Below are 20,418 nucleotides of genomic sequence, written 5' to 3' on the forward strand. Positions count from 1 at the left end.
AAGGAGAAAGATTATGAAAAGAAAACAAAGTGCATTAATTATTACAGTGTTGGCTGCAGTCCTTGGGGTAAACGGCTGCAGTACGGCAAAGCAGGCAGATACAAATACAGCAGCCCAAACAGAAGCAAAAAGCGAAGCAGCAGAAGTAAAAACGGAAGCGGAAGGGAACGCGGAACCTATCGTACTTCGCTGCGGGGTAAAACAGGCTCACCTTCCTTTTTCCTACACAGACGATAAAGGGAATCTGATCGGATTGGAGGAAGACGTGGTCACAGAGGCATTTAACCGCATTGACGGTTATGAAGTGGAAATTGTGGGATTTGACGCATCCCCAGCTCTGTTTGCAGCGTTGCAGGCGGGAAGCATTGACTTCGGCTCAGGTCAATATGTGGCAAGTGCCACCCGAAAAGAAACCTATAAATTTCCTGCTCAGTATTACGCTTTAAGCCCCATGTATTTGGTGGGCAGAAAAGAGGACAATCTACAGAAACTGGCAGACATCGCCGGCGAGACACTGGAATTTGCTTCCACCTCCTACGAGAAAGAAATCATAAATACATACAATGCAGCCAACCCAGGAAAGGAAATTAATATTGTGGATACATCGGGCGACATCACTACGGCTGACAGCCTGCAGCAGATTGCCACCAATCAAAGAAATGTACTTTTGATCTATAAAAGCTCTTACGATACGGTGCAAAAGGACTTAAATCTGGAAAATCTTACTCTTTCTGATGAACCGGTTATCGTAGAGGATGTATATCAGGTATTTAACCAGTCGGTGTCTGATGAATTCATAGAAAAATTTGACGAGGCGTTAAAGTCTATGTTTGCTGATGGAACCTTAGGGAAAATTGCGGAGAAATGGACCGGTGAAAATACCATTGACCAATACAAGGATTTGGTGATTCCGGTAGATTAAAAATAGAATAAAGCAGAATGAGCCGGATACTCACCTTAAAAAAGGAAATCTGGCTTATTTTTTTGCTCTTAACATTCGCCGGGAAACGAGATCATTAAGTAAAAAAATAAGTAATAATTGTTAGTTCCCGGAATGGATGATAGAATTATATTCAGGCAGGTTTTGGTTAAAGTAATTGTTTGGGTTTCATCGCTTAACAATATACGATAAACTCAAAAACTGCCCTGTTTATTTTATGGGGCAGTCAGAGTACATAGAAAGTGCCGGCAAAAAAAGAAATACAGGAAGGAAAGGTTTTGACGCAAACACAAAGGTCATCCTCTAAGGTGGGTTTATGCTTGATTGTAATTTCAAAGAAATCAGTGTTTTAAATATGCTTTTGGAAAACAGTTATGTGGAAAATGAGAAGATCATGGAAATGTTCGACATTTCCCTGCGCACGGTACAAATAGAAATTGCATCCCTGAATGACAAGCTGAAACAAAATGGCAGATCAAATGTCAGAATACGCAACAAGAGAGGAAAGGGATATTTTCTGGAGTATCCTCCTGAGGCTGGGCTCTGGGTCGATGAGCTGAGACGCTCCTGTTACGGCTATTTAAATCTTTCCTTAAACCGGCTTCTGGGACGAAAGGAAAGGGTGCAGCACATCATCCGCCGCCTTGCGGCCTCCATAAACGGCATAAAGGCGGAAGAACTGGCTGACATGCTTAATATCAGCATTGCCACTCTGAATAAGGATATGAGAGCCGTAAGAAAGTACCTGCTTCTGTATCAGATACAGATCGTTTCCATCCCTTATCACGGGATGAAGGTGGTGGGAGAAGAGCTTGCCATCCGTTCCTGCCTGATAGATTTTTGTGATATTTGCAATAACTCGGAACAGAATATCTTTGTTTTCCACTGTTTAAAGGAATACGGAATTGCCATGGAGGACATCAGACAGAATGCTGCAAGGCTGAAACAGGTTTTAGATGAAACCGGGTACCGGATTCCTGATACAGGGTTTCACAGGCTGGTCCTTTATCTGTCAATTTTACCCTTAAGAACAGGCTGCGGACAGAAGATGATCCAGGACTTCCGCCCTGATCTTGAAGATCTGAAAGAATTTTCTGTGGGGCAAAAAATCCTGGGAAAGGGAAGAGAGCTTGAGGAGTACTATTACATGGCGGTTTTTCTATTAGGCAACCGGGAATTGTTTGAAGACGGGGCAGGTGAAAGCTTTGAGAAAGCAGTGCCGGAGGCGGTGGAAACTTATAAAAAGGTCATGAAAGTTTTAAAAGAAAATATATTCCTGGACTTAACCCCTTATGAAGAGGTCAGTGATTCCCTTCTCCTGTTCTTTTATAAATGGCAGCTGAGGAATCAGGTGGGCATTGTGGAGCTGGAATATCCCTATTCCATAAAATGCAGGGCCAACCGGATGATTTCCTCTCAGGCCCTGGCAAATTATATCTACAATGAGCTTCCGGGATACAGAACCGATGAGATACAGGACATGATGTATTACGAGCTGATCATTCTGATCTATAATCTTGTTTACCGGATCAGGAACCAGTATGAGCCCACCAATGTCATCCTGATCAATGAAATCGGGAAGTCGGCTGATCCAACGGTCATAAGACGGCTGGGGTTAAATGTGGATGAATTGAATATTCATTTTCATTCCCATTATTTCTACGAAGCCAGGGGACTGGATTATTCAAAGTATGATTACGTCTTTTTGCCGGGAGGCATGAAATTCAAGCCGGATTATTTCCCGATCCCCATTTATTATTACGATTTTTTCAGCAAGGTTTCCTATGACCTTTGGGCCAAGGTGATTGCAAAGAAGAGAAAGGTGGGGGCCATCTTAAATTACATGGGATCCCCTGATTTGATACAGTTAGACTGCGGGCAGGAAAACCTGGCGGAAACCATTGCAGAATTTTTCTGGCGTCAAAACATCGCTCCCGGCTATACAAAGCTGGGGTTTTACAAATTAATGCACAGTGTCATTTACCATACGGATTATGTGGCTGAGGAAAAGAAAAAATATATCAATATTTTTACTGGAACCGGGCCGCAGCAGCAGTATTATATCTTCTGTCTTCCACAGGAGATCCTGTTAAACGGTGCAGCCGTAAAAGAGATTCATTTCATCCTGCTGGACTTAAGGAAAGGGCTGGTGGAGGTCAAGAACGGAGATTCTGAGCTTCGGCACTATATTGATGGCTGATCCTGTTACAGGTCAGCCTTTCCCTATTTTTTTGCGCAATAAGGCGCAAATTTTTCCTGCTAAATTTATGCGCGTTCAGTGATGAAAGTAGACGTTGAGGCAATGGCGGATTTGTGATATTTTTTTTGTATCAAATAAAGGGGGTATACAATTATGGCAGTTTGGCAGGCACTACTTATAGCGGTATGGGCCGGGTATTGTTCATTTGACGATCAGGGCCCGCAAATGCTCCGAAGGCCTTTGCTGGTAGGTCCGCTGGTGGGAATCATATTGGGAGATGTTAAGACAGGACTGGTCATTTCCGCGACCCTGGAGCTGATGTGGATGGGGCTTGGAAACATGGCCGGTTACAAAACGCCGGACATGATTATCGGAACCATCGTGGGAACGACCATTTCCATTACCAGCACAGGAGCTACGGCAGAGGGGATCGCAGCAGGCGTGGCAGCGGCTACGACGGTGGCGGTTTTATCCCAGCAGCTGCTTCTGATCTTTGACTTTGTCCGTCAGTTCTTCGCAGTATGGGCAGACAGGCTGGCGCTGACCGGAGATTTTGACAGCATATTACTGGTAAATTATGTTGCCATCGCATTCCAGTTTCTTCTCCGTGCGGTTCCTACCTTCCTGGTGGTCTATTTTTCAACCGGGGTGGTGGATAAGATTTTAAATGTCATTCCCAGCAATATTTTAAAGGGCTTAAGCACTGCCTCAGGAATATTGCCGGCAATTGGTTTGTCCATCCTGATGACAATGATGATGAAGGGCTTTATGTGGCCTTTCCTGATTTTCGGTTTTGTGCTGTCCACTTACCTGGGACTGGGAATTTTGCCGGTGACCCTGATTTCTCTGGCATTTGCAATGCTGTATTCCGTTATGATGGAGATTAAGGACCGTCAGAATGAGGTGCCTGTGATCGTTTCAAACCGCGGAGATGACGAGGATGGAGGGTATGACTTATGAGTGCTGGGAAAGAAAATGCGGCCGGATTGGATAATCCCAATACAAAGGCAAAAGGGAGTTACATAAAAATAACCCGCAAGGATTTAAATGCGGTCTACTGGCGTCTGCAGATTTTCGGCCTTGGGATCACTGTGACCTCAAGCAATGCCCAGGCCATCGGATTTATTACCGCATTGGCGCCGGTGTTAAAAAAGGTTTATAAGGATGCTGGAAAAGCTGCCCGGGTAGAGGCCATGCAGAGGCATTTGACCTATTTCCTTTCTCAAAACACGGCCACCGGCATGATCCTTGGGATCACCGCTGCCATTGAGGAAACTACGGAATTGGACGAAAAAGATGCCGTAGTTGCGGTAAAAGCGGGCATGATGGGGCCTTTGGCCGGAATCGGTGACAGCGTATTTAAGATCACCATCCAGGCCATTGCAGGCAGTATCGGCGCGGCTTATGCCCTGCAGGGAAATTTGATCGGCCCCATCCTGATGTTCCTGATTTATAACGGCATCAACATTGGGGTCAAGTATTTCGGTACTGTGATGGGATATGAAAAAGGGATCGAATTTGTACAGAGCGGGGAGCAGGCAAAGGTGATCCAGAAAATCATAAATATTTCCACCATGGTGGGCGTGATCGTGCTGGGCGCCCTCATAGGAAATTACGTGAAGATCAACGTGGGCACGGAAATTGTCATCAATGAGACCGTTGTAAATATTCAGGCTCTTTTAGACGGGATATTACCGAAGCTGCTTCCGCTTTTGTTCACCATCGGGCTTTACAAGCTTCACGGCCGGATGCCGAGAAAATATTTAATCCTGCTTATTTTCGGCATATTGATCGTGGGAACCTTGCTGGCAATGGCCGGTATTCTGGTTTAGTCAGAATTGCCTGCAGAAATAAAAAACAGGGGAGAGAAGATAGATATGGGAATTCGCATGATTCTTGCAAGCCATGGTTTATATGCCCGGGAGGCATTAAATACGGCCGGACTGATTATCGGGGATATTGCAAACTACGTTGATATTATTTCCGTGACCGCGGACAAAAGCTATGACCAGTGTCTGAAGGAGCTGTTGGATTTACATGCCTCCTATGAAGACAAGGGATCAGGAGTTTTGATCTTAACGGATATTTATGGAGGGACTCCGGCCAAGGCGGCCACCTATTTAGCCCTGACGGAGCCTGACATTCTGGTGTACTCCGGGTTTAGCATGCCGGTGCTCATGGAGCTGTTTATAGCCCGGCCCGAGACACTGGAGGAAGCCGGCACGATCATTGAAAGGGCCTATAAAATGGGTCTGGTCTGCATTAACGACAAGCTGAAAGAAGAGGGGGAACAAGATGGCGATCAAATGGATTCGTATTGATGACCGGTTGATTCACGGTCAGGTAGCAACTTCCTGGTTAAGTCACATCGGGGCGGAACAGGTGATCTGCATCAGTGATGCTGCAGTGGAAAATCCAGTACAGGTTCAAGTACTGAAAATGGCGGCACCTGCCTATACGGTCCACGTATTCGGCGTGGATAAGTTTATCAGGGTATATGCAAATAATCCCATTAAGAAGAACACATTTATGATCATGGGAAGCTTCAGCGACGCTTTAAGGCTGAAAGAAGGGGGCGTGCCCATTGACCACATTAACTTCGGAGGGATGAGGACGACTCCGGAGAGAACCATATCCTATGACCACATTATCTGCTTTTCCCCAAAGGAAGAGGAAGACTTTCATAAGCTTCTGGAAATGGGCGTCAAAATCGAGTATCAGGTCGCTGCCTATGACGCCCCTGTGGATATGAAAAAGAAAATAGAACAGCTTAAGAGGTAGTGCCATGGAGATAAAATACGTCGAGGCCTTTCCTCTGGATAACGGCAAAACAGAATTAAACATTGTTTCGGATGCAGAGGCTCTGGAAGAATATCAGCTGTACTGGACCTATGAAAAGGACCCCTTTACCAAGAACCGTAGTTTTCTCCTCTCATCCAGAGAAAAAAGGTTGATTTTCCATGCCGCGCCTGAAAAAAGAAAACAGATTTATTTTATCATTGAATGGAAAAACCAGGCCCCCATGGTGTTTGGATACAGGATTCTTCCAGTGGATGGAATGTATAACCTGCGGGATATGGGAGGATATATGACCGGATCAGGAAGAAGAATGAAATGGGGCGTAGGATTCCGCTCCGATTATTTCGCCTTTCTGGAAGATGACGGACTGGAGTATGTAAAAAGCCTGGGAATTAAAACCATTATTGATTACAGAAACGACATGGAGATTATAAAAAGCCCTAACCGGGACTTAGGAGAGGGCGTGACCACCTATTCCTGCGATCCCAACGCTCATACGGCCATGATGGCAGGCCTTCTTCACAATAACGAAAACATTGCAAAGGAAGAAGCCGTCATAAAGCAGGCCAGGCTGGCGGTAGAGGAAAATCCCAATGCAGGGGATTTGAGGATGATACAGCAGCAGCTGAACTTTGTCATATGCGATGAAAGCCGGAAGGCCTTTGGAACCAGCTTAAGGCTTCTGGCACAGAAGTCAAACAATCCCAGCGTACAGCATTGCAGGGGAGGAAAAGACAGGACCGGATTCGGGGCCATGCTTTTGGAAGGGATCCTGGGTGTCCCGAAAGAGACTATGATCTATGATTATATGCTCACCAAAAGGGCAAGAGCGGAAAAAAATGTCCGCTATTACCAAAAATATCTGGAGCTGGCTAAGGATAAACGGGTGGCCGATTACCTCTTCTCCCTCTTTGACACAAAACCGGAGTATATCGAAGCTTCCATCAATAAAATTCTTGAGGATTACGGCTCTGTCAGAGAGTATGCCAGAAAGGCCTTATGGCTGGAGGACACCGTCATCAGACAGCTGGAGGATATTTTCCTGGAGTGACAGAAAGCCCCTTTTATGACTGTAAGGCAGAGGAGGGCTGTTGCAGAATCGTTTTACCGTAAAACAGAATATAAAAATGAGTCTTGAAACGGTTTAAAACCATGTCAGGACTCATTTTTATGTCATAAACTATTTTACCATATCAGGCAGTTGTTGCATTTTGCTGTGCATCACCTCCTGCTTTTCTGACGGGACGAGAAGCAGCCCGCTACTCAGCCACCAGCTGATCCAAGGATTTAAACTGATAGCCCATTTCCTCCCATTTGGTCAGCAATTCATCAAGGATCTGGCCGTTTGTGCTGGAGGTGCTGTGTAAGAGTACAATGGCGCCGGGATGAATCCTGCCCAAAAGCTTTTTAAAGGCTTCTTCCTTTGTGGGCTGCTTATCCTGATACCAGTCAACATAGGCAAGGCTCCAGAAAAAGGTTTTGTAACCCATATCCTTTGCCATCTGTAAATTGGACTCACTGTATTTTCCCTGAGGAGGGCGGTAGTATTTTTTCATGGGCTGTCCCGTAGTCTTTTCAAAAAGGCCTTCCAGATCTTTAAGTTCTTTTTCAAACGCTTCCTTTGAAGAAATCTTGGACATGTCCGGATGATGATAGGTGTGGTTGCCTACGGTATGGCCTTCCTCCACCATTCGCTTTACAAGCTCCGGAGACGTTTCTATGTAATTTCCTACCACAAAAAAGGTAGCGGGAGCATTGTGTTTCTTTAATGCATCCAGTATGGCTGCAGTATTTCCATTTTCATATCCGGCATCAAAGGTCAGATAAAGGATTTTATCCGGGGTCTTTTCGGCATAATAGGCATCGAACTTTTTTAAATAGTCCATGGTGGCATTGGCCACCGGCGGCTGCCCTTCCTGCTGGAAGCTTAACCCCCAGTTTCCATCTGCCGCAGTTTCCACCGCTTTGTGATGTTCTACCAGCATGGCTCCAAGATGGCCGGCCAAAAAAGCGCAGAGAAAGAGCAGGAATACCATGACCGCCTTTTTTCCTGTTTCGGAAGAAACCGAAAGCTTTCTGATTCTTTCTGCAATCTTTAATTTTTGCAAAAGTTTCATATATAAAGCTCCGTTATATTACGTTTGTTTCAATATATGAAGCTGCCCTCTGTCCATATTCAAAAAGGTTGCCGCAGTTTCCTGCCCAATTGTTTTATATTTCTTTTATAATAGTGCCCGCTTTTCCTTCCAGGCTGGCTTTAGCATTTTCAAGGGAGGTAATGATAGCCTTCCGGTTCCTGCCGTGGCGGATAAAATCCACGGAAGCTTCAATTTTGGGAAGCATGGAGCCGGTTTCAAACTGCCCTTCTTTAATAGAAGCTTCTGCTTCTTCTAAGTTCATCTGGCTGATGGGGCGTTCCTTAAGGGTTCCGTAATTTAAGGTGACATTGTCCACGTTTGTAAGGATCAAAAGCACATCAGCGTCAATTTCCTTTGCCAGAAGTCCGGCTGCCCGGTCCTTTTCAATGACTGCGCTGGCGCCTTTTAAGCGGTATCCCTGTTCCATAACCGGTATGCCGCCGCCGCCGCAGGCAATGACGATCTGGTCCGCATCCATAACTGCCTTGATGATGTCGATTTCCACAATAGAAACGGGCTTTGGAGAAGCCACTACTCTGCGAAAGCCCATCCCAGGCACTTCCTCCACATAATTTCCTTTTTCCTCTTCCTCTTTTGCGTCTTCTGCAGACATAAAACGACCGATAGGCTTCATGGGAGTGTAGAAAGCCTCGTCATAAGGATTTACCATCATCTGAGTCAAAATGGTGGCAGCTGATTTATAGATGCCGCGTTTTACCAGCTCCGCCCGGATGCCGTTTTGTAAATCATATCCAATGTAGCCCTGACTCATGGCAGAACATACGGACATGGGCGCAGAAGTATAACCGTCATGGAGTTTCCCGAATTCATTCATAGCTGTATGAATCATGCCCACCTGCGGGGCATTGCTGTGGGTGACAGCCACTTGCCAGCCGGCTTCAATAAAATCTGCGATGACCTTGGCTGTTTCAGCAACCGCTTTTTTCTGTTCCGGAAGATTTGTTCCCAAAGCATGATGTCCCAAAGCCAGGACAATACGTTTTTTTGCCATCTCATTACCTCTCAGTTCCGTATAGTTTGATCAAAAAGTATAAAGATATTATATTATCAGACAATAAAAAAATCAACAGGTTTCATGGTTTGGGTATCAGAGAAATGGGAGAGGAATGATCTTTAGAAAGAATTAAAAATATTTTGGTAGATATCCTGCAATCAAATGGTATAATGTTTAGGAAGATACAGAAAATGAAAGGACACCGTGTTTATGATATCGATCATCCTGCATCTGATCCTTCCCATGTTTTTTTATACTGCAGTGACGACCGCCCTGTTTTTGTACTTAAACCTGGGCGCTCTGGTGGCCACCGCTTTATCTGCGCTTTTAGCATCTCCCGTGCTTTATTATTTCTATTATTTAGACCAGAAGCGGCGGGGATACATTCCAGCAGCAGGATTTTCCCTTCATGGCTGTCTGGCCTATATTTTAATATTCGGCATGGCTTTGTCCGTGCTTGGGAATTATATGGTGGAAGCGCTGGGGCTGACTGAGATGTCCGTGTCCTATAAGGAGGCAGAGAGCTATCTCTATTCACCGCCCTTTCCCGTTCAGGTTCTGGCTTCCGGCCTTGTGATTCCTTTTGCGGAAGAGGTCATTTTCCGTGGGCTGGGGTTTGCCTCGCTGCGGGAAAAACTCCCTTTCTGGCTGTCAGCAGTTCTGTCAGCGGCTCTGTTCGGGCTTTACCATGGAAATCTTCCTCAGGGAGTTTATGCTTTTTTCATCGGCCTGGCTCTTGCCTGGCTGTATGAGGTTTCAGGGACCTTGCCGGCTCCTTACCTATTTCACGTATCAGCCAACTTACTGTCGCTCTTCGTGATGAATACAGGACGTTTGAATTCTTTGTTTCATACAGACCGAAGGCCGGTTTTGGCAGCCGCATCTGCGGCAGTGTCTGTTATTTGTGCGATCCGGATTTATCGGAAAAACAACTTAAAGGAGGATATTGTGTGAAACTTTTATCTGTAGCAATTCCATGCTATAATTCTGAAGCCTATATGAGGCATTGCATTGATTCCCTGCTGCCGGGAGGAGAGGAAGTAGAGATTCTCATTGTGGATGACGGATCCACAAAGGACCGTACGGCAGAAATTGCGGATGAATATGAAAGAAACTATCCGGAAATCTGCCGGGCAATCCATCAGGAAAATGGCGGCCACGGAGAGGCGGTCAATGCGGGATTAAGAAATGCTACCGGAATTTATTTTAAAGTGGTGGACAGCGATGACTGGGTGGATGAATCCGCTTATATGGAAATCCTGGACACCCTGCGGCACTTTGTATATGGGGAAGAGACCCTGGATATGCTGGTGAGCAATTTTGTCTATGAAAAGCAGGGGGCAAATCGAAAAAAAGTCATGAATTACCGTACCGCCCTTCCGGAGAATGAGCTGTTTACCTGGAAGGATGTGAAGGTGTTTCTGCTGGGGCATTACATTCTCATGCATTCGGTGATTTACCGGACAGAGCTTTTAAAGCAGTGCGGCCTGGAACTTCCCAAGCATACCTTTTATGTGGATAATATTTTTGTATACCAGCCACTGCCTCACGTAAAGAATATCTACTATTTAAATGTGAATTTTTACAGGTACTTTATCGGAAGAGAAGACCAGTCAGTCAATGAAGCGATCATGATCGGCCGCATTGACCAGCAGATCATGGTGACAAAGCTGATGCTGGGTTATTACGATGTGACAAAAATCAAGCAGCGAAAGCTCCGCCGTTACATGGTGCGTTATCTGGAGATCATGATGACCATATCCTCCATCCTTGCCATCAAATCGGAAAGTGATGAAAATATGGAGAAGAAAAAAGAACTGTGGCAGCATCTCCGTAAGCAGAATTTACCGCTGTACTTAAGGCTCAGATGGGGCTTTATGGGACAGGGGGTTAATCTCCCGGGAGAGAGCGGAAGGAAATTTCCTATTGCCATCTATAAGATGACCCAGAAATTTTTCGGTTTTAATTAGAGGACGGTCTGACCGTAAAACAAAAATCCCCTGCACCTGTCTAGAGGTGTCAGGGGATTAGTTATTAACTGATTGCTTTTTCGGAAACCTTTTCTCTGCTGGGTACATAAGAATCAGAGTATACAAAGTGGTACATGACATAAGCCATAACCAGGGCGCCAAGACCGTCAAATGCCGAATGCTGTTTTAAGAAAACAGTAGCTAGACAGATGGAGATCATTAACAGCAGAGAGCCGGTCTTGAGAAACCGGTATTTCTTTAACTGTTCGCTGCGGATGACCGCAATGTGCACACAAATGGAGTTATAAACATGGATGCTTGGGAATACATTGGTACAAGTATCCGTGGAATAAAGGATCCCCACAATGGCTGACCAGATATTTTTTCCGGAGTCGATCACAGGACGGAAATCCGTGCCGTTGGGGAACACGGTGCAGACCACCAGACTGATGGTCATCCCTGTAAACAGCATGGTACACAGCCTGTAATAGTCCTTTACGTTTGTAAAGAAAAAATATAAAACTGCGCCGGCGATATAAACAAACCATAAAAGATAAGGAATAATAAAATATTCATTAAAAGGAATCAGGTCGTCTATGGCAACATGCATGATATGGTAATTGTTTGTCACTGTTTTTTCCAGGTATATAAACCATGGAATATAGATAAAGGCATAGGTGAGAATCCAGACATGCCTGTACCTGTGAAGCAGATTTTTCATAAAAGTCATCCTTCTCCATTTTGGTGGTTGGTATTATGTTTATCAACTTTGGAGGATTATATCACACTCATTTTGACAGTACAATAGTATTTCACAAATGTTAATATATATTTCAGAGAAGATTAAGCTTAAGGCCTCCTTACCTCTATAATAAATGGTATATATGGCTGAACCTGCCTTAATACCCTTGTCCCGGACATATTTGGAAAATATAATCTTTTTATAAAATGGTTGATAGACAGTCAATCTTTGTGTATAGTATAAAGGCAGACTTATACACGAAAGGAATGGAATATGTTAGAAAAATATATGACTGTTTTCTTTATCTCCATGGTTCCGCTTATAGAGCTTCGGGGAGCGATTCCGTATTCAACGGTAATGGGACTTCCGCTTTTTCAGTCTTATATCGTTGCCATCCTCGGAAACATGCTTCCAGTACCCATTATCTATCTGTTTGCGAGAAAGGTTCTTGAATGGGGAGCGGATAAACCGGTGATCGGCGGATTTTTTTCCTGGTGCCTGGAAAAGGGAAGACGGGGCGGCGAAAAACTGCAGGCGAAAGCTGGACAGGGGTTGTTTATTGCGCTTTTGTTATTTGTGGGAGTTCCCCTTCCGGGAACCGGTGCCTGGACAGGCACTTTGGCAGCCAGCCTGCTTGATATTGATTTTAAATCCAGTATTTTAGCCGTTATGGGAGGCGTCCTGGTGGCAGGGGTGATTATGGGACTTGCCAGTGCAGGACTTTTAGGGGCGCTTCAATCCGTGATATTCTAAGATTCTGGTAGGAAGAAGGGCAGAATGGAACGAAGGAATGAAGAGGGATTAACAGAAAAAGAGTTTCTTTTGCAGTATCGGCCGGGGAATTACGAACGCCCGTCGGTGACGGTGGATATGCTGATTTTTGCAGTGGACGAGGAGGAGCCGGAAACAGAGGTCCTGCTCATTAAGCGGAAAAATCATCCCTGCATCGGACAGTGGGCGATCCCGGGAGGTTTTGTAAATCCCGATGAATCTCTGGAGGAAGCGGCAGCCAGGGAGCTTGAGGAAGAGACAGGGTTAAAAGGCATTTGCCTGGAACAGCTCTACACATGGGGGAATGTAAAGCGTGATCCCAGAACAAGAGTGATCTCAGTATCCTATATGGCCGCAGTGCCAAAAGACCAACTGATTCCAACGGCTGGCGATGATGCCGCAGAGGCCTGCTGGTTCCAGATAAGGAAAAAGAAGCTTTCGGAACTGGAAAATGGAGCGACCTATGCGCTTACCATTGAAAATGAAGAGGAACATATTTTTATGAGCTATCGGATCACCGAAACCTATGAACGTCAGGGCTTGATGTGGAAAAAGGAAACGGAGATTGATCTTTTACCGGCTATTGATGTGCTGGATCAGGAAAAGCTTGCATTTGATCATGCTGAAATCTTAAATGTGGCAATGGACAGGCTGGAAGAGCTGGAAAAGGAATACAGAGAGCAAATTTTTTAACAGATGCGCACCGCCTGGATAAGGCGGTGCTTTTTTCTTTAATAATAGAAGTTTGTAAGAAAATTTTAATCGGAAAATTATGGATTTTATGCTATACTGTTGTGAGAAACGATACTTGCACGCAGAAACACACAGGAGATGACAGGATATGGCAAAAAAAACATGCAGGCTATGGAGCCTGGTAATCAGTATCAGCATTTTCGCAGCCTTTACATCATACGGGGATATGCCCCTGATACAGCCGTTCCCGGAGGCAGGAGGGAAGACAGAGAATGTAAGCGGCCCTTCCGGCGGCGTCAGTGAAACAGGGCCGGGGACCGGCACAGGGACCGTTACGGGCAGCCCTCAGACAGGAGCGGCCTCCGGCGGAGATGTGACGCTGCCTTCTGCAATAACACAGCCGGAGATCCAGTCAGAAGGGGCGGTCCTTATGGATGCAGCGACTGGAACCCTTCTTTATTCAAAAAACGGGGAGACCAGATATTATCCTGCCAGCATTACAAAACTCATGACTGCGCTTCTTGTTGCGGAAAAATGCAGCTTGCCGGATACCGTGACTTTCTCAAAGACAGCCACCACAAACTTAGAATCAGGTGCGGTGACTTTAGGACTGACGGAGGGGGACAAGCTGACGGTGGAACAATCCCTTTACGGCCTGATGTTAAAGTCTGCAAATGAGGTGGCCAATGGCCTAGCAGAACACGTTTCAGGAAGTGTCAGCGCCTTTTCTGTCCTGATGAATGCCAGGGCAAAAGAACTTGGCTGCACAGGAACCAACTTTGTCAATCCCAATGGACTGAACAGCTCCAGCCATTATACCACGGCTCATGACATGGCGCTCATTGCCAGGGCTGCTTTCCAGAATGACATCGTGAGAAAGGTGTCATCCACCTTAAGCTATCAGATACCGGCCACAAAAAAGGCTTCGGCCAGGACCGTGACCATGGGCCATAAGATGCTGAGCCCTGGTGATGCCAGATATTATCCGGGAGTCATCGGCGGAAAGACCGGTTATACTTCACTGGCCGGCAACACCCTGGTTACCTGTGTGGAAAAGAACGGAGTACGGCTGATTGCGGTCATCATGAAGAGTAAATCAACTCATTATGGGGATACAAAGTCTCTTTTGGATTATGGATTTGCATTGAAGGCGGCAGGAACAGGGACAGCAGTTTCGTCCGCGGGATGGATCCAGGAGGGGACCAAATGGTATTACCAAAAGCAGGATGGAAACAAGGCCTGCAATGAGTGGCAAAAAATAAACGGAGTCTATTACTGGTTTGGTTCAGATTCTGTAATGGCAGAAAATTTCTGGGTAGAAAGCAGCGGGAAATGGTTTTATCTGGGCGCAGATGGAGCCATGCTTAAGGACACCGTTACTCCCGATGGATACCGGCTTGATTCTTCAGGCGCCTGGATCCGGTAGGAACATGGATATTTTGGCATAGAAAAAGAGCCTTTGGGCTCTTTTTCTATGCCAAATCCTCTGATGGGGCAGAATTGCTTTCTTCTGTTTCAGGCGGGCATTCTGTCTTTTGGGTGGCTTCGCTTATATCGGCCCGGTACTCCATGATCTCTTCCACGCTGCAGTCTAAGATCTTGCAGAGCATATCAATGGTGTGAGTGGAAACGAAGTTATTTTTCTTAAGACGTCCGATTTGTCCGGCACTGACCTTGCAGTACTTTATCAGATGGTACTGGCTGATGCTTTTCTTTTTCATAGTTTCCCAAAGTCTGTCATAAACGATCATGATTTATCACCTCTGGTCTTAATTAAACCGTGATTATCCAGTATTGCATATTATCCATAAGTGGTTTATATTATGGGAAAGGAGGAATACATAAATGAAAAAAAATATTTTTAACGTGATTTTTTATCTTATCTGCTTCTCTGTTCTCTGCAGCGCCATCTACCGCCTTGCCTTTACGGTGCCCCCGACTCCGGGAACGCCAGGCTATGAGGAATATTTTTGCGGCACAATTGTCATGAGCATTGGCATCGGGCTTATGGTGGTCGTGCCCAATCTTATCATCGAATATCTGGTGGGCAACTGGACCTCTTAGTCTTGACGCAGACAGGCTCTTCATTGTATGATGAGAAAATAAGGAAAAAATGAGGGAAGAAGAGGAAAAATCGGATGTGGTTTGCTGCCGGAGCCCTTTGCGCCATAGGTGCAGGCTTGTATTTGCGTTCTGAGTATGAAAAAGAACAGCTTTCCGTGGAAAGAACTGTTTTGAAAAGTCAAAAGATAAGAAAGGACCGTACCCTTGTGTTCCTTTCCGATTTGCACGAACACCGGTTTGGCGACGGCAATGAAAGACTTTTGGCTGCTGTGGATGAGACGGCGCCTGATCTTGTGCTGGTAGGGGGCGATATGATCTTCAGTAAGAGCAGGGCAAGCACGGATGCGGCGCTGGAGCTTATGGAAAAACTGGCCGGTAAGTATCCCGTATTTTGCGGCAACGGCAATCATGAGAACCGGCTGCTTTGGGAGCCTAAAGTGTACGGCAGCGCTTATGAAGACTATGTGAGCAGCTTAAAAAGGTTTGGTGTCAAAATGCTGGAAAACCGGACGGAACGGTATGGAGAAGATCTGGCTGTTACCGGGATCGATTTGGAACCGGGAGTTTACCGGAAATTCCGGCCGGAGCGTTTGACTGAGGAGGAGATTGAACAAAAGGCGGGAAAGGCATCCAGGGAGCGGTTTCAGATTCTGCTTTGTCATTCTCCTCTTTATTTCAGTGAGTGCAGAGGCTGGGGAGCTGATTTGACTCTGTCCGGCCATTACCACGGAGGTACCATAAGGATTCCTTACTTAGGAGGGGTTATGACACCTCAATACCAGTTTTTCCTCCCATACTGCGCCGGAGAGTTTACGGAAGGCGAAAGGCATATGATCGTGAGCAGGGGGCTTGGAACCCATTCCATCAACATTCGTTTAAACAATAAACCGCAACTGGTAGTGGTGGATTTAAAAACGAAATCATGATTTTGCGCCTGCCATATATTTACAGATGAGGAAGGATTTGATATACTGGTCAAAGGCATGCGTTAGTCTGCCTTGGAGGATTTTATGGGAATCTCTTATAAACTGGATAATTTCGAGGGTCCGCTGGATTTGCTGCTTCATTTGATCGACAAGAATAAGGTGAATATCTATGATATTCCCATTGCTGAGATTACGGAGCAGTATCTGGACTATGTCAATCACATGGAAACAGAGGATTTAAACATTGTCAGCGAGTTTCTGGTCATGGCTGCGACCCTCATTGATATAAAGGCACGAATGCTGCTTCCCAGGGAAACCAATGAGGAAGGCGAGGAGGAGGACCCAAGGGCAGAGCTTGTGGCGCGCCTTCTGGAATACAAATATTATAAATATATGTCTCAGGAACTTAGGGACCGGGAATTGGGGGCAGACCGCCTGCTGTACAAGACCCCTTCAGTTCCCCCTGAGGTGGCAAGGTACGAACCGCCGGTGGATTTGGACAAGCTTCTTGACGGCCTTACTCTGGCAAAGCTCCAGGAGATTTTCCGGGCTGTTACGAAACGCAAGTCTGACCGGGTGGATCCTATCCGAAGCCGGTTCGGCAACATTCAGAAGGAATCCATAAGCCTGGAAGATAAGATAAAATCGGTCATGGATTATGCCAGAGAGCACCGGAAATTTTCCTTCCGCAGGCTGCTTGAGCAGCAGCCGGACCGGACCCTTGTTGTTGTGACATTTTTAGCGCTTCTGGAGCTCATGAAGATCGGCAAGATCAGGCTGACCCAGGAGCATTTGTTTGATGATATGTTCATCGAAACCCTGGAGCCGGAAGGAGAAGACGGGGAACTGGATTTGTCAGATCTGGGAGAAGAAACTCCTTCCAGGGATACCGTTATGCCCGGAGAAGACTGGCAGGAAAGAGGAAATTGATGGATAAGGAAACTCTTGAGACCATTGGACCGAAAAAGAGCACAAAAGAAGAAAAAACCTGGGAAGCCGTAATTGAGGCGGTTCTTTTTACCATGGGAAATTCCGTTGAACTAAAGGCTTTGGCCGCGGCCATCGGCCAGGATGAAGCTGCAGCAAAGGAAGCTGTCCTTCGTTTGATGAAGCGCTATGATACAGGAAAAAGAGGGATGCAGATCCTGGAGCTGGAGAACAGTTACCAGATGTGCACACGGTCTGAGTATTATGAAAACTTAATCCGCGTTGCAGCTGCGCCCAAAAAGCAGGTTCTTACGGAGGTGGTTCTGGAAACTCTGTCCATCATAGCATATAAGCAGCCTGTGACAAAGCTCGAAATAGAGAAGATCCGGGGTGTTAAGTCGGATCATGCAGTCAATAAGCTGGTGGAATACAACCTGGTATATGAAGTGGGCCGTCTTGATGCACCCGGCCGGCCGGCATTGTTTGCCACCACAGAGGAATTTTTAAGAAGATTCGGCATCGGCTCCACCCAGAGTCTTCCGGTGGCCGATCCGGTAGTTGCGGCTGAGATACGCATGGAAGTGGAAGAAGAGCTTTCCGAAAGCGGGGATTTAATGCCGGCAGACCATAAAAAAGAAGATAACATTCAGGAGGAAACAAGGTGACAAAAGACATAAGAATAAAATATTTTACTGATAAAATCGAACGCTTACGCTATATTGAGGGCAAATCTGACTGGATTGATTTGCGCGCGGCGGAAGAAGTGGAGATGAAAGCAGGGGACTTTAAGCTGATTCCATTGGGAATTGCCATGGAGCTGCCTGCAGGGTTTGAAGCCCATGTGGTTCCAAGAAGCAGCACATTTAAAAATTACGGCGTGATCCAGACCAACAGCATGGGTGTGATCGATGAAACTTATTGCGGTGACAATGACCAGTGGTTTTTCCCGGCTTATGCCCTCCGGGATACAGTGATTCATATAAATGACCGAATCTGCCAGTTCCGCATTATGGAGCATCAGCCGGCCTTGTGCTTTGAGGAAGTGAAGACCCTGGGACATGAAGACCGGGGCGGCCATGGAAGCACGGGAAAACAATAACATTTCTATTGTGAGCAGAAGGCGAATCGAATTTCCTTAAAAGGAGATAATAGCATGAGAAGAAAGACAGGATATATGGCTGCCATCCTTGGACTGGCTCTGGCGGTTACTATCGGGGCAGGCGGCTGCGGGAAAAAGGAAGATAAATATTCTTACCGGGCTGCCGGGATCGAGGCACTTAACCAGGGCAACTATGACGGTGCCGTGGAAGCCTTTGACAAAGCCATTGATTCCTCCAAAGGACTGGTGGGGAAGTTTGATGTGGATGTGTTAAAGTACCGGGCAGAAGCCGAATACCTGGCAGGCGATTATACCTCCTCAGCAGACACCTATGACATACTCATCAAGGTGGATGGGGAACTGCCGGAATATTTGAATATGCGTTCTGTTTCCAAGGCAGGAGCCGGAGATCTAAAGGGCGCTATTGAGGATTATAAGAAAAGCGCCGGGCTGGATACGGAAAAAAAGGCACCGGGCAGGCTGAAAGCACTTTTGGCTGCAGGGGCTGCCATGGAGAAGGAAGGAACGGTTTCCGATGCCATGAGCCTCTATGAAGAGGCCCTTCAGGACGGGGAACAGAGCGCGGAGCTTTACAACCGGATGGGCTTATGCAAGCTGGCCGAAGAGGACTGGGATGGAGCTGCGGAATATTTTAAGAAAGGTCTTTCTGCGCCGGACAGCGCCCAGGTTCCGGAGCTTTTGTTTAACCAGGCTGTTGCCGAGGAACATAAAGGCGAATTTAAAACAGCCCTGGATTTGATGCAGCAGTATATTTCCGCTCATGGTCCTGATGAGGAAGCCGAGCGGGAGATCACATTTTTAAAGACAAGATAGGTTGGAGTGATTGATGGCAGAACTGATTGAGTTAAAAGAAATAGAGGAACGGGTGATCCTGGTGGCAGTCAGTACCGGGGATGGGGATGATGCAAAAGGATCTCTCGATGAACTGGAGGAGCTGGTAAAAACAGCGGGTGCCGTCACCGTGGATAAGATGATCCAGAACCGGGAGAGGATCCATCCGGGGACTTATCTGGGAAAAGGTAAGATCGAGGAAATAAAGGACCGGATCTGGGAGCTGGACGCAACCGGAATCGTCTGTGACGATGAACTTTCTCCGGCCCAGCTGCGGAATCTGGAAGGAGCCCTGGACACAAAGGTCATGGACCGCACCATGGTGATTCTGGATATCTTTGCTTCCAGAGCCATTACCAGAGAAGGAAAGATACAGGTGGAGCTGGCCCAGCTCAGATACCGGGCAGCCCGTCTGGTGGGGCTTAGAAGCTCCTTATCCCGTCTTGGAGGCGGGATCGGCACCCGGGGACCGGGAGAGAAAAAACTGGAGATGGACCGCCGTCTGATCCATGACCGGATCGGGATGTTAAAGTCTGAATTAGAGGATGTGAAGCGGCACAGGGAGGTGGTCAGGCAGCAGAGGGATAAAAACCATGTGCCTGCTGCCGCTATTGTCGGGTATACCAACGCCGGGAAATCCACCTTGTTAAACAGGCTTACGGATGCCGGAATCCTGGCTGAGGATAAACTGTTTGCCACCCTGGATCCAACTACCAGGAATTTGAACTTACCGGGCGGACAGCAGATTCTTTTGACGGATACCGTAGGATTTATCAGAAAGCTTCCCCATCATTTGATCGAAGCATTTAAAAGCACTTTGGAAGAGGCCAAATACAGTGATATCATCCTTCATGTGGTGGACTGTTCCAATCCGCAGATGGACATGCAGATGTATGTTGTATACGAAACCTTAAGGGAGCTTGGAGTTTGTGATAAGGTCATGATCACGGTGTTTAATAAGATCGATGCAGCAGAAGACGGTGTGATATTCAGGGATATATCTTCGGATCATCAGGTGAGGATATCCGCAAAAACCGGAGAAGGCCTTGACGAGCTTTTAAATCTTTTGGAGACCATTCTTAGAAATCAGAAAGTGTATCTGGAAAAGGTTTACCCCTATAAGGATGCAGGAAAGATCCAGCTGATCCGCAAATACGGCCAGCTGTTAAAGGAAGAATATCAGGAAGACGGGATTCTGGTGAACGCCTATGTGCCATCGGAGCTGTTTGCCTCTCTGGCAAACAATGCCGATGTTTTTGATGAATAATAAAACACAATATGT

General features: G+C 46.4%; 23 protein-coding genes. 19 read left to right on the top strand and 4 right to left on the bottom strand.

Annotated features, from left to right (window positions below):
• The first annotated feature begins 13 nt into the window (after positions 1-13).
• The 7 genes from K401_RS0120480 to K401_RS0120510 all read left to right on the top strand — a co-directional run bounded on the left by K401_RS0120480 (position 14) and on the right by K401_RS0120510 (position 6,990).
• On the top strand, positions 14-922 hold the full coding sequence (locus tag K401_RS0120480) for a transporter substrate-binding domain-containing protein (protein ID WP_024294710.1): 909 nt from the start codon (positions 14-16) through the stop codon (positions 920-922).
• A gap of 334 nt (positions 923-1,256) precedes the next feature.
• A complete protein-coding gene (locus K401_RS0120485) occupies positions 1,257-3,140 on the top strand; it encodes a BglG family transcription antiterminator (RefSeq protein ID WP_024294711.1) in 1,884 nt (627 codons plus the stop codon).
• A gap of 153 nt (positions 3,141-3,293) precedes the next feature.
• Complete coding sequence (locus K401_RS0120490; protein ID WP_024294712.1) at positions 3,294-4,100, top strand: PTS mannose/fructose/sorbose/N-acetylgalactosamine transporter subunit IIC; 807 nt, start codon at positions 3,294-3,296, stop codon at positions 4,098-4,100.
• Entirely contained in the window at positions 4,097-4,972 is an 876-nt protein-coding gene (locus K401_RS0120495; RefSeq protein WP_051153005.1) for a PTS system mannose/fructose/sorbose family transporter subunit IID, read from the top strand. Before K401_RS0120490 ends, K401_RS0120495 begins: the two co-directional genes overlap by 4 nt.
• A gap of 45 nt (positions 4,973-5,017) precedes the next feature.
• Positions 5,018-5,461: a PTS sugar transporter subunit IIA gene (locus tag K401_RS0120500; protein WP_024294714.1), complete on the top strand. Its 444-nt coding sequence runs from the start codon at positions 5,018-5,020 to the stop codon at positions 5,459-5,461.
• Positions 5,436-5,921, top strand: a complete 486-nt coding sequence (locus K401_RS0120505; RefSeq protein ID WP_024294715.1) for a PTS sugar transporter subunit IIB — start codon at positions 5,436-5,438, stop codon at positions 5,919-5,921. Before K401_RS0120500 ends, K401_RS0120505 begins: the two co-directional genes overlap by 26 nt.
• 4 nt (positions 5,922-5,925) lie before the next feature.
• Complete coding sequence (locus K401_RS0120510) at positions 5,926-6,990, top strand: tyrosine-protein phosphatase (protein WP_024294716.1); 1,065 nt, start codon at positions 5,926-5,928, stop codon at positions 6,988-6,990.
• Between the two features lie 208 nt (positions 6,991-7,198).
• Here the strand turns inward: K401_RS0120510 and pdaA are convergent, their stop codons facing one another.
• Both pdaA and arcC read right to left on the bottom strand, forming a co-directional pair.
• The gene (pdaA, locus tag K401_RS0120515) at positions 7,199-7,975 is read right to left on the bottom strand and encodes a delta-lactam-biosynthetic de-N-acetylase (RefSeq protein ID WP_156882313.1); all 777 of its coding nucleotides are present in this window, start codon (positions 7,973-7,975) and stop codon (positions 7,199-7,201) included.
• Between the two features lie 175 nt (positions 7,976-8,150).
• A complete protein-coding gene (gene arcC, locus K401_RS0120520; RefSeq protein ID WP_024294718.1) occupies positions 8,151-9,089 on the bottom strand; it encodes a carbamate kinase in 939 nt (312 codons plus the stop codon).
• A 213-nt stretch (positions 9,090-9,302) separates the two neighbouring features.
• On the opposite strand from arcC, the gene K401_RS0120525 reads away from it, so the two are divergent.
• Both K401_RS0120525 and K401_RS0120530 read left to right on the top strand, forming a co-directional pair.
• Positions 9,303-10,046, top strand: a complete 744-nt coding sequence (locus K401_RS0120525) for a CPBP family intramembrane glutamic endopeptidase (RefSeq protein WP_024294719.1) — start codon at positions 9,303-9,305, stop codon at positions 10,044-10,046.
• The gene (locus K401_RS0120530; RefSeq protein ID WP_024294720.1) at positions 10,043-11,062 is read left to right on the top strand and encodes a glycosyltransferase family 2 protein; all 1,020 of its coding nucleotides are present in this window, start codon (positions 10,043-10,045) and stop codon (positions 11,060-11,062) included. The genes K401_RS0120525 and K401_RS0120530 overlap by 4 nt, the downstream gene beginning before the upstream one ends.
• Positions 11,063-11,126: 64 nt before the next feature.
• On the opposite strand, the gene K401_RS0120535 is transcribed toward K401_RS0120530, so the two are convergent.
• The gene (locus tag K401_RS0120535; RefSeq protein ID WP_024294721.1) at positions 11,127-11,783 is read right to left on the bottom strand and encodes a phosphatase PAP2 family protein; all 657 of its coding nucleotides are present in this window, start codon (positions 11,781-11,783) and stop codon (positions 11,127-11,129) included.
• 294 nt (positions 11,784-12,077) lie between these two features.
• Between K401_RS0120535 and K401_RS0120540 the strand changes: the two genes are divergently transcribed.
• The 3 genes from K401_RS0120540 (at position 12,078) to K401_RS0120550 (ending at position 14,694) form a co-directional block, all read left to right on the top strand.
• Positions 12,078-12,557 (top strand): COG2426 family protein, encoded by a 480-nt coding sequence (locus K401_RS0120540; protein ID WP_024294722.1) that lies wholly within the window; start codon positions 12,078-12,080, stop codon positions 12,555-12,557.
• A 24-nt stretch (positions 12,558-12,581) separates the two neighbouring features.
• The gene (locus K401_RS0120545; RefSeq protein ID WP_024294723.1) at positions 12,582-13,268 is read left to right on the top strand and encodes an NUDIX domain-containing protein; all 687 of its coding nucleotides are present in this window, start codon (positions 12,582-12,584) and stop codon (positions 13,266-13,268) included.
• A gap of 148 nt (positions 13,269-13,416) precedes the next feature.
• Positions 13,417-14,694: a serine hydrolase gene (locus tag K401_RS0120550; RefSeq protein WP_024294724.1), complete on the top strand. Its 1,278-nt coding sequence runs from the start codon at positions 13,417-13,419 to the stop codon at positions 14,692-14,694.
• Positions 14,695-14,740: 46 nt separating this feature from the next.
• Here K401_RS0120550 and K401_RS0120555 read toward each other — a convergent pair whose 3' ends face one another.
• Positions 14,741-15,019, bottom strand: a complete 279-nt coding sequence (locus K401_RS0120555; protein WP_024294725.1) for a helix-turn-helix domain-containing protein — start codon at positions 15,017-15,019, stop codon at positions 14,741-14,743.
• Positions 15,020-15,113: 94 nt separating this feature from the next.
• Between K401_RS0120555 and K401_RS0120560 the strand changes: the two genes are divergently transcribed.
• From K401_RS0120560 to hflX, 7 genes are all read left to right on the top strand, one after another.
• Positions 15,114-15,332, top strand: a complete 219-nt coding sequence (locus tag K401_RS0120560; protein WP_024294726.1) for a hypothetical protein — start codon at positions 15,114-15,116, stop codon at positions 15,330-15,332.
• A gap of 74 nt (positions 15,333-15,406) precedes the next feature.
• Positions 15,407-16,258: a metallophosphoesterase gene (locus K401_RS0120565; RefSeq protein ID WP_024294727.1), complete on the top strand. Its 852-nt coding sequence runs from the start codon at positions 15,407-15,409 to the stop codon at positions 16,256-16,258.
• Between the two features lie 84 nt (positions 16,259-16,342).
• Positions 16,343-17,188, top strand: coding sequence for a segregation and condensation protein A (locus K401_RS0120570; RefSeq protein ID WP_024294728.1), 846 nt, complete (start codon positions 16,343-16,345; stop codon positions 17,186-17,188).
• Positions 17,188-17,850, top strand: coding sequence for an SMC-Scp complex subunit ScpB (gene scpB / locus K401_RS0120575; protein WP_024294729.1), 663 nt, complete (start codon positions 17,188-17,190; stop codon positions 17,848-17,850). The genes K401_RS0120570 and scpB overlap by 1 nt, the downstream gene beginning before the upstream one ends.
• Positions 17,847-18,284: a dUTP diphosphatase gene (locus K401_RS0120580; protein WP_024294730.1), complete on the top strand. Its 438-nt coding sequence runs from the start codon at positions 17,847-17,849 to the stop codon at positions 18,282-18,284. Before scpB ends, K401_RS0120580 begins: the two co-directional genes overlap by 4 nt.
• A gap of 54 nt (positions 18,285-18,338) precedes the next feature.
• Positions 18,339-19,118, top strand: coding sequence for a tetratricopeptide repeat protein (locus K401_RS0120585; RefSeq protein ID WP_024294731.1), 780 nt, complete (start codon positions 18,339-18,341; stop codon positions 19,116-19,118).
• Positions 19,119-19,131: 13 nt separating this feature from the next.
• Entirely contained in the window at positions 19,132-20,403 is a 1,272-nt protein-coding gene (hflX, locus tag K401_RS0120590; protein ID WP_024294732.1) for a GTPase HflX, read from the top strand.
• The last annotated feature ends 15 nt before the right edge of the window (positions 20,404-20,418 follow it).

The organism is Lacrimispora indolis DSM 755 (assembly GCF_000526995.1).
Taxonomy (GTDB): domain Bacteria; phylum Bacillota; class Clostridia; order Lachnospirales; family Lachnospiraceae; genus Lacrimispora; species Lacrimispora indolis.

What these genes read in the sequence shown, in the direction of transcription:
- K401_RS0120480 (WP_024294710.1), top strand. Translation starts at nt 14, where the DNA reads ATGAAAAGAAAACAAAGTGCATTAATTATTACAGTGTTGGCTGCAGTC.
- K401_RS0120485 (WP_024294711.1), top strand. Translation starts at nt 1,257, where the DNA reads ATGCTTGATTGTAATTTCAAAGAAATCAGTGTTTTAAATATGCTTTTG.
- K401_RS0120490 (WP_024294712.1), top strand. Translation starts at nt 3,294, where the DNA reads ATGGCAGTTTGGCAGGCACTACTTATAGCGGTATGGGCCGGGTATTGT.
- K401_RS0120495 (WP_051153005.1), top strand. Translation starts at nt 4,097, where the DNA reads ATGAGTGCTGGGAAAGAAAATGCGGCCGGATTGGATAATCCCAATACA.
- K401_RS0120500 (WP_024294714.1), top strand. Translation starts at nt 5,018, where the DNA reads ATGGGAATTCGCATGATTCTTGCAAGCCATGGTTTATATGCCCGGGAG.
- K401_RS0120505 (WP_024294715.1), top strand. Translation starts at nt 5,436, where the DNA reads ATGGCGATCAAATGGATTCGTATTGATGACCGGTTGATTCACGGTCAG.
- K401_RS0120510 (WP_024294716.1), top strand. Translation starts at nt 5,926, where the DNA reads ATGGAGATAAAATACGTCGAGGCCTTTCCTCTGGATAACGGCAAAACA.
- pdaA (WP_156882313.1), bottom strand. Translation starts at nt 7,975, where the DNA reads ATGGTATTCCTGCTCTTTCTCTGCGCTTTTTTGGCCGGCCATCTTGGA.
- arcC (WP_024294718.1), bottom strand. Translation starts at nt 9,089, where the DNA reads ATGGCAAAAAAACGTATTGTCCTGGCTTTGGGACATCATGCTTTGGGA.
- K401_RS0120525 (WP_024294719.1), top strand. Translation starts at nt 9,303, where the DNA reads ATGATATCGATCATCCTGCATCTGATCCTTCCCATGTTTTTTTATACT.
- K401_RS0120535 (WP_024294721.1), bottom strand. Translation starts at nt 11,783, where the DNA reads ATGAAAAATCTGCTTCACAGGTACAGGCATGTCTGGATTCTCACCTAT.
- K401_RS0120540 (WP_024294722.1), top strand. Translation starts at nt 12,078, where the DNA reads ATGTTAGAAAAATATATGACTGTTTTCTTTATCTCCATGGTTCCGCTT.
- K401_RS0120545 (WP_024294723.1), top strand. Translation starts at nt 12,582, where the DNA reads ATGGAACGAAGGAATGAAGAGGGATTAACAGAAAAAGAGTTTCTTTTG.
- K401_RS0120550 (WP_024294724.1), top strand. Translation starts at nt 13,417, where the DNA reads ATGGCAAAAAAAACATGCAGGCTATGGAGCCTGGTAATCAGTATCAGC.
- K401_RS0120555 (WP_024294725.1), bottom strand. Translation starts at nt 15,019, where the DNA reads ATGATCGTTTATGACAGACTTTGGGAAACTATGAAAAAGAAAAGCATC.
- K401_RS0120560 (WP_024294726.1), top strand. Translation starts at nt 15,114, where the DNA reads ATGAAAAAAAATATTTTTAACGTGATTTTTTATCTTATCTGCTTCTCT.
- K401_RS0120565 (WP_024294727.1), top strand. Translation starts at nt 15,407, where the DNA reads ATGTGGTTTGCTGCCGGAGCCCTTTGCGCCATAGGTGCAGGCTTGTAT.
- K401_RS0120570 (WP_024294728.1), top strand. Translation starts at nt 16,343, where the DNA reads ATGGGAATCTCTTATAAACTGGATAATTTCGAGGGTCCGCTGGATTTG.
- scpB (WP_024294729.1), top strand. Translation starts at nt 17,188, where the DNA reads ATGGATAAGGAAACTCTTGAGACCATTGGACCGAAAAAGAGCACAAAA.
- K401_RS0120585 (WP_024294731.1), top strand. Translation starts at nt 18,339, where the DNA reads ATGAGAAGAAAGACAGGATATATGGCTGCCATCCTTGGACTGGCTCTG.
- hflX (WP_024294732.1), top strand. Translation starts at nt 19,132, where the DNA reads ATGGCAGAACTGATTGAGTTAAAAGAAATAGAGGAACGGGTGATCCTG.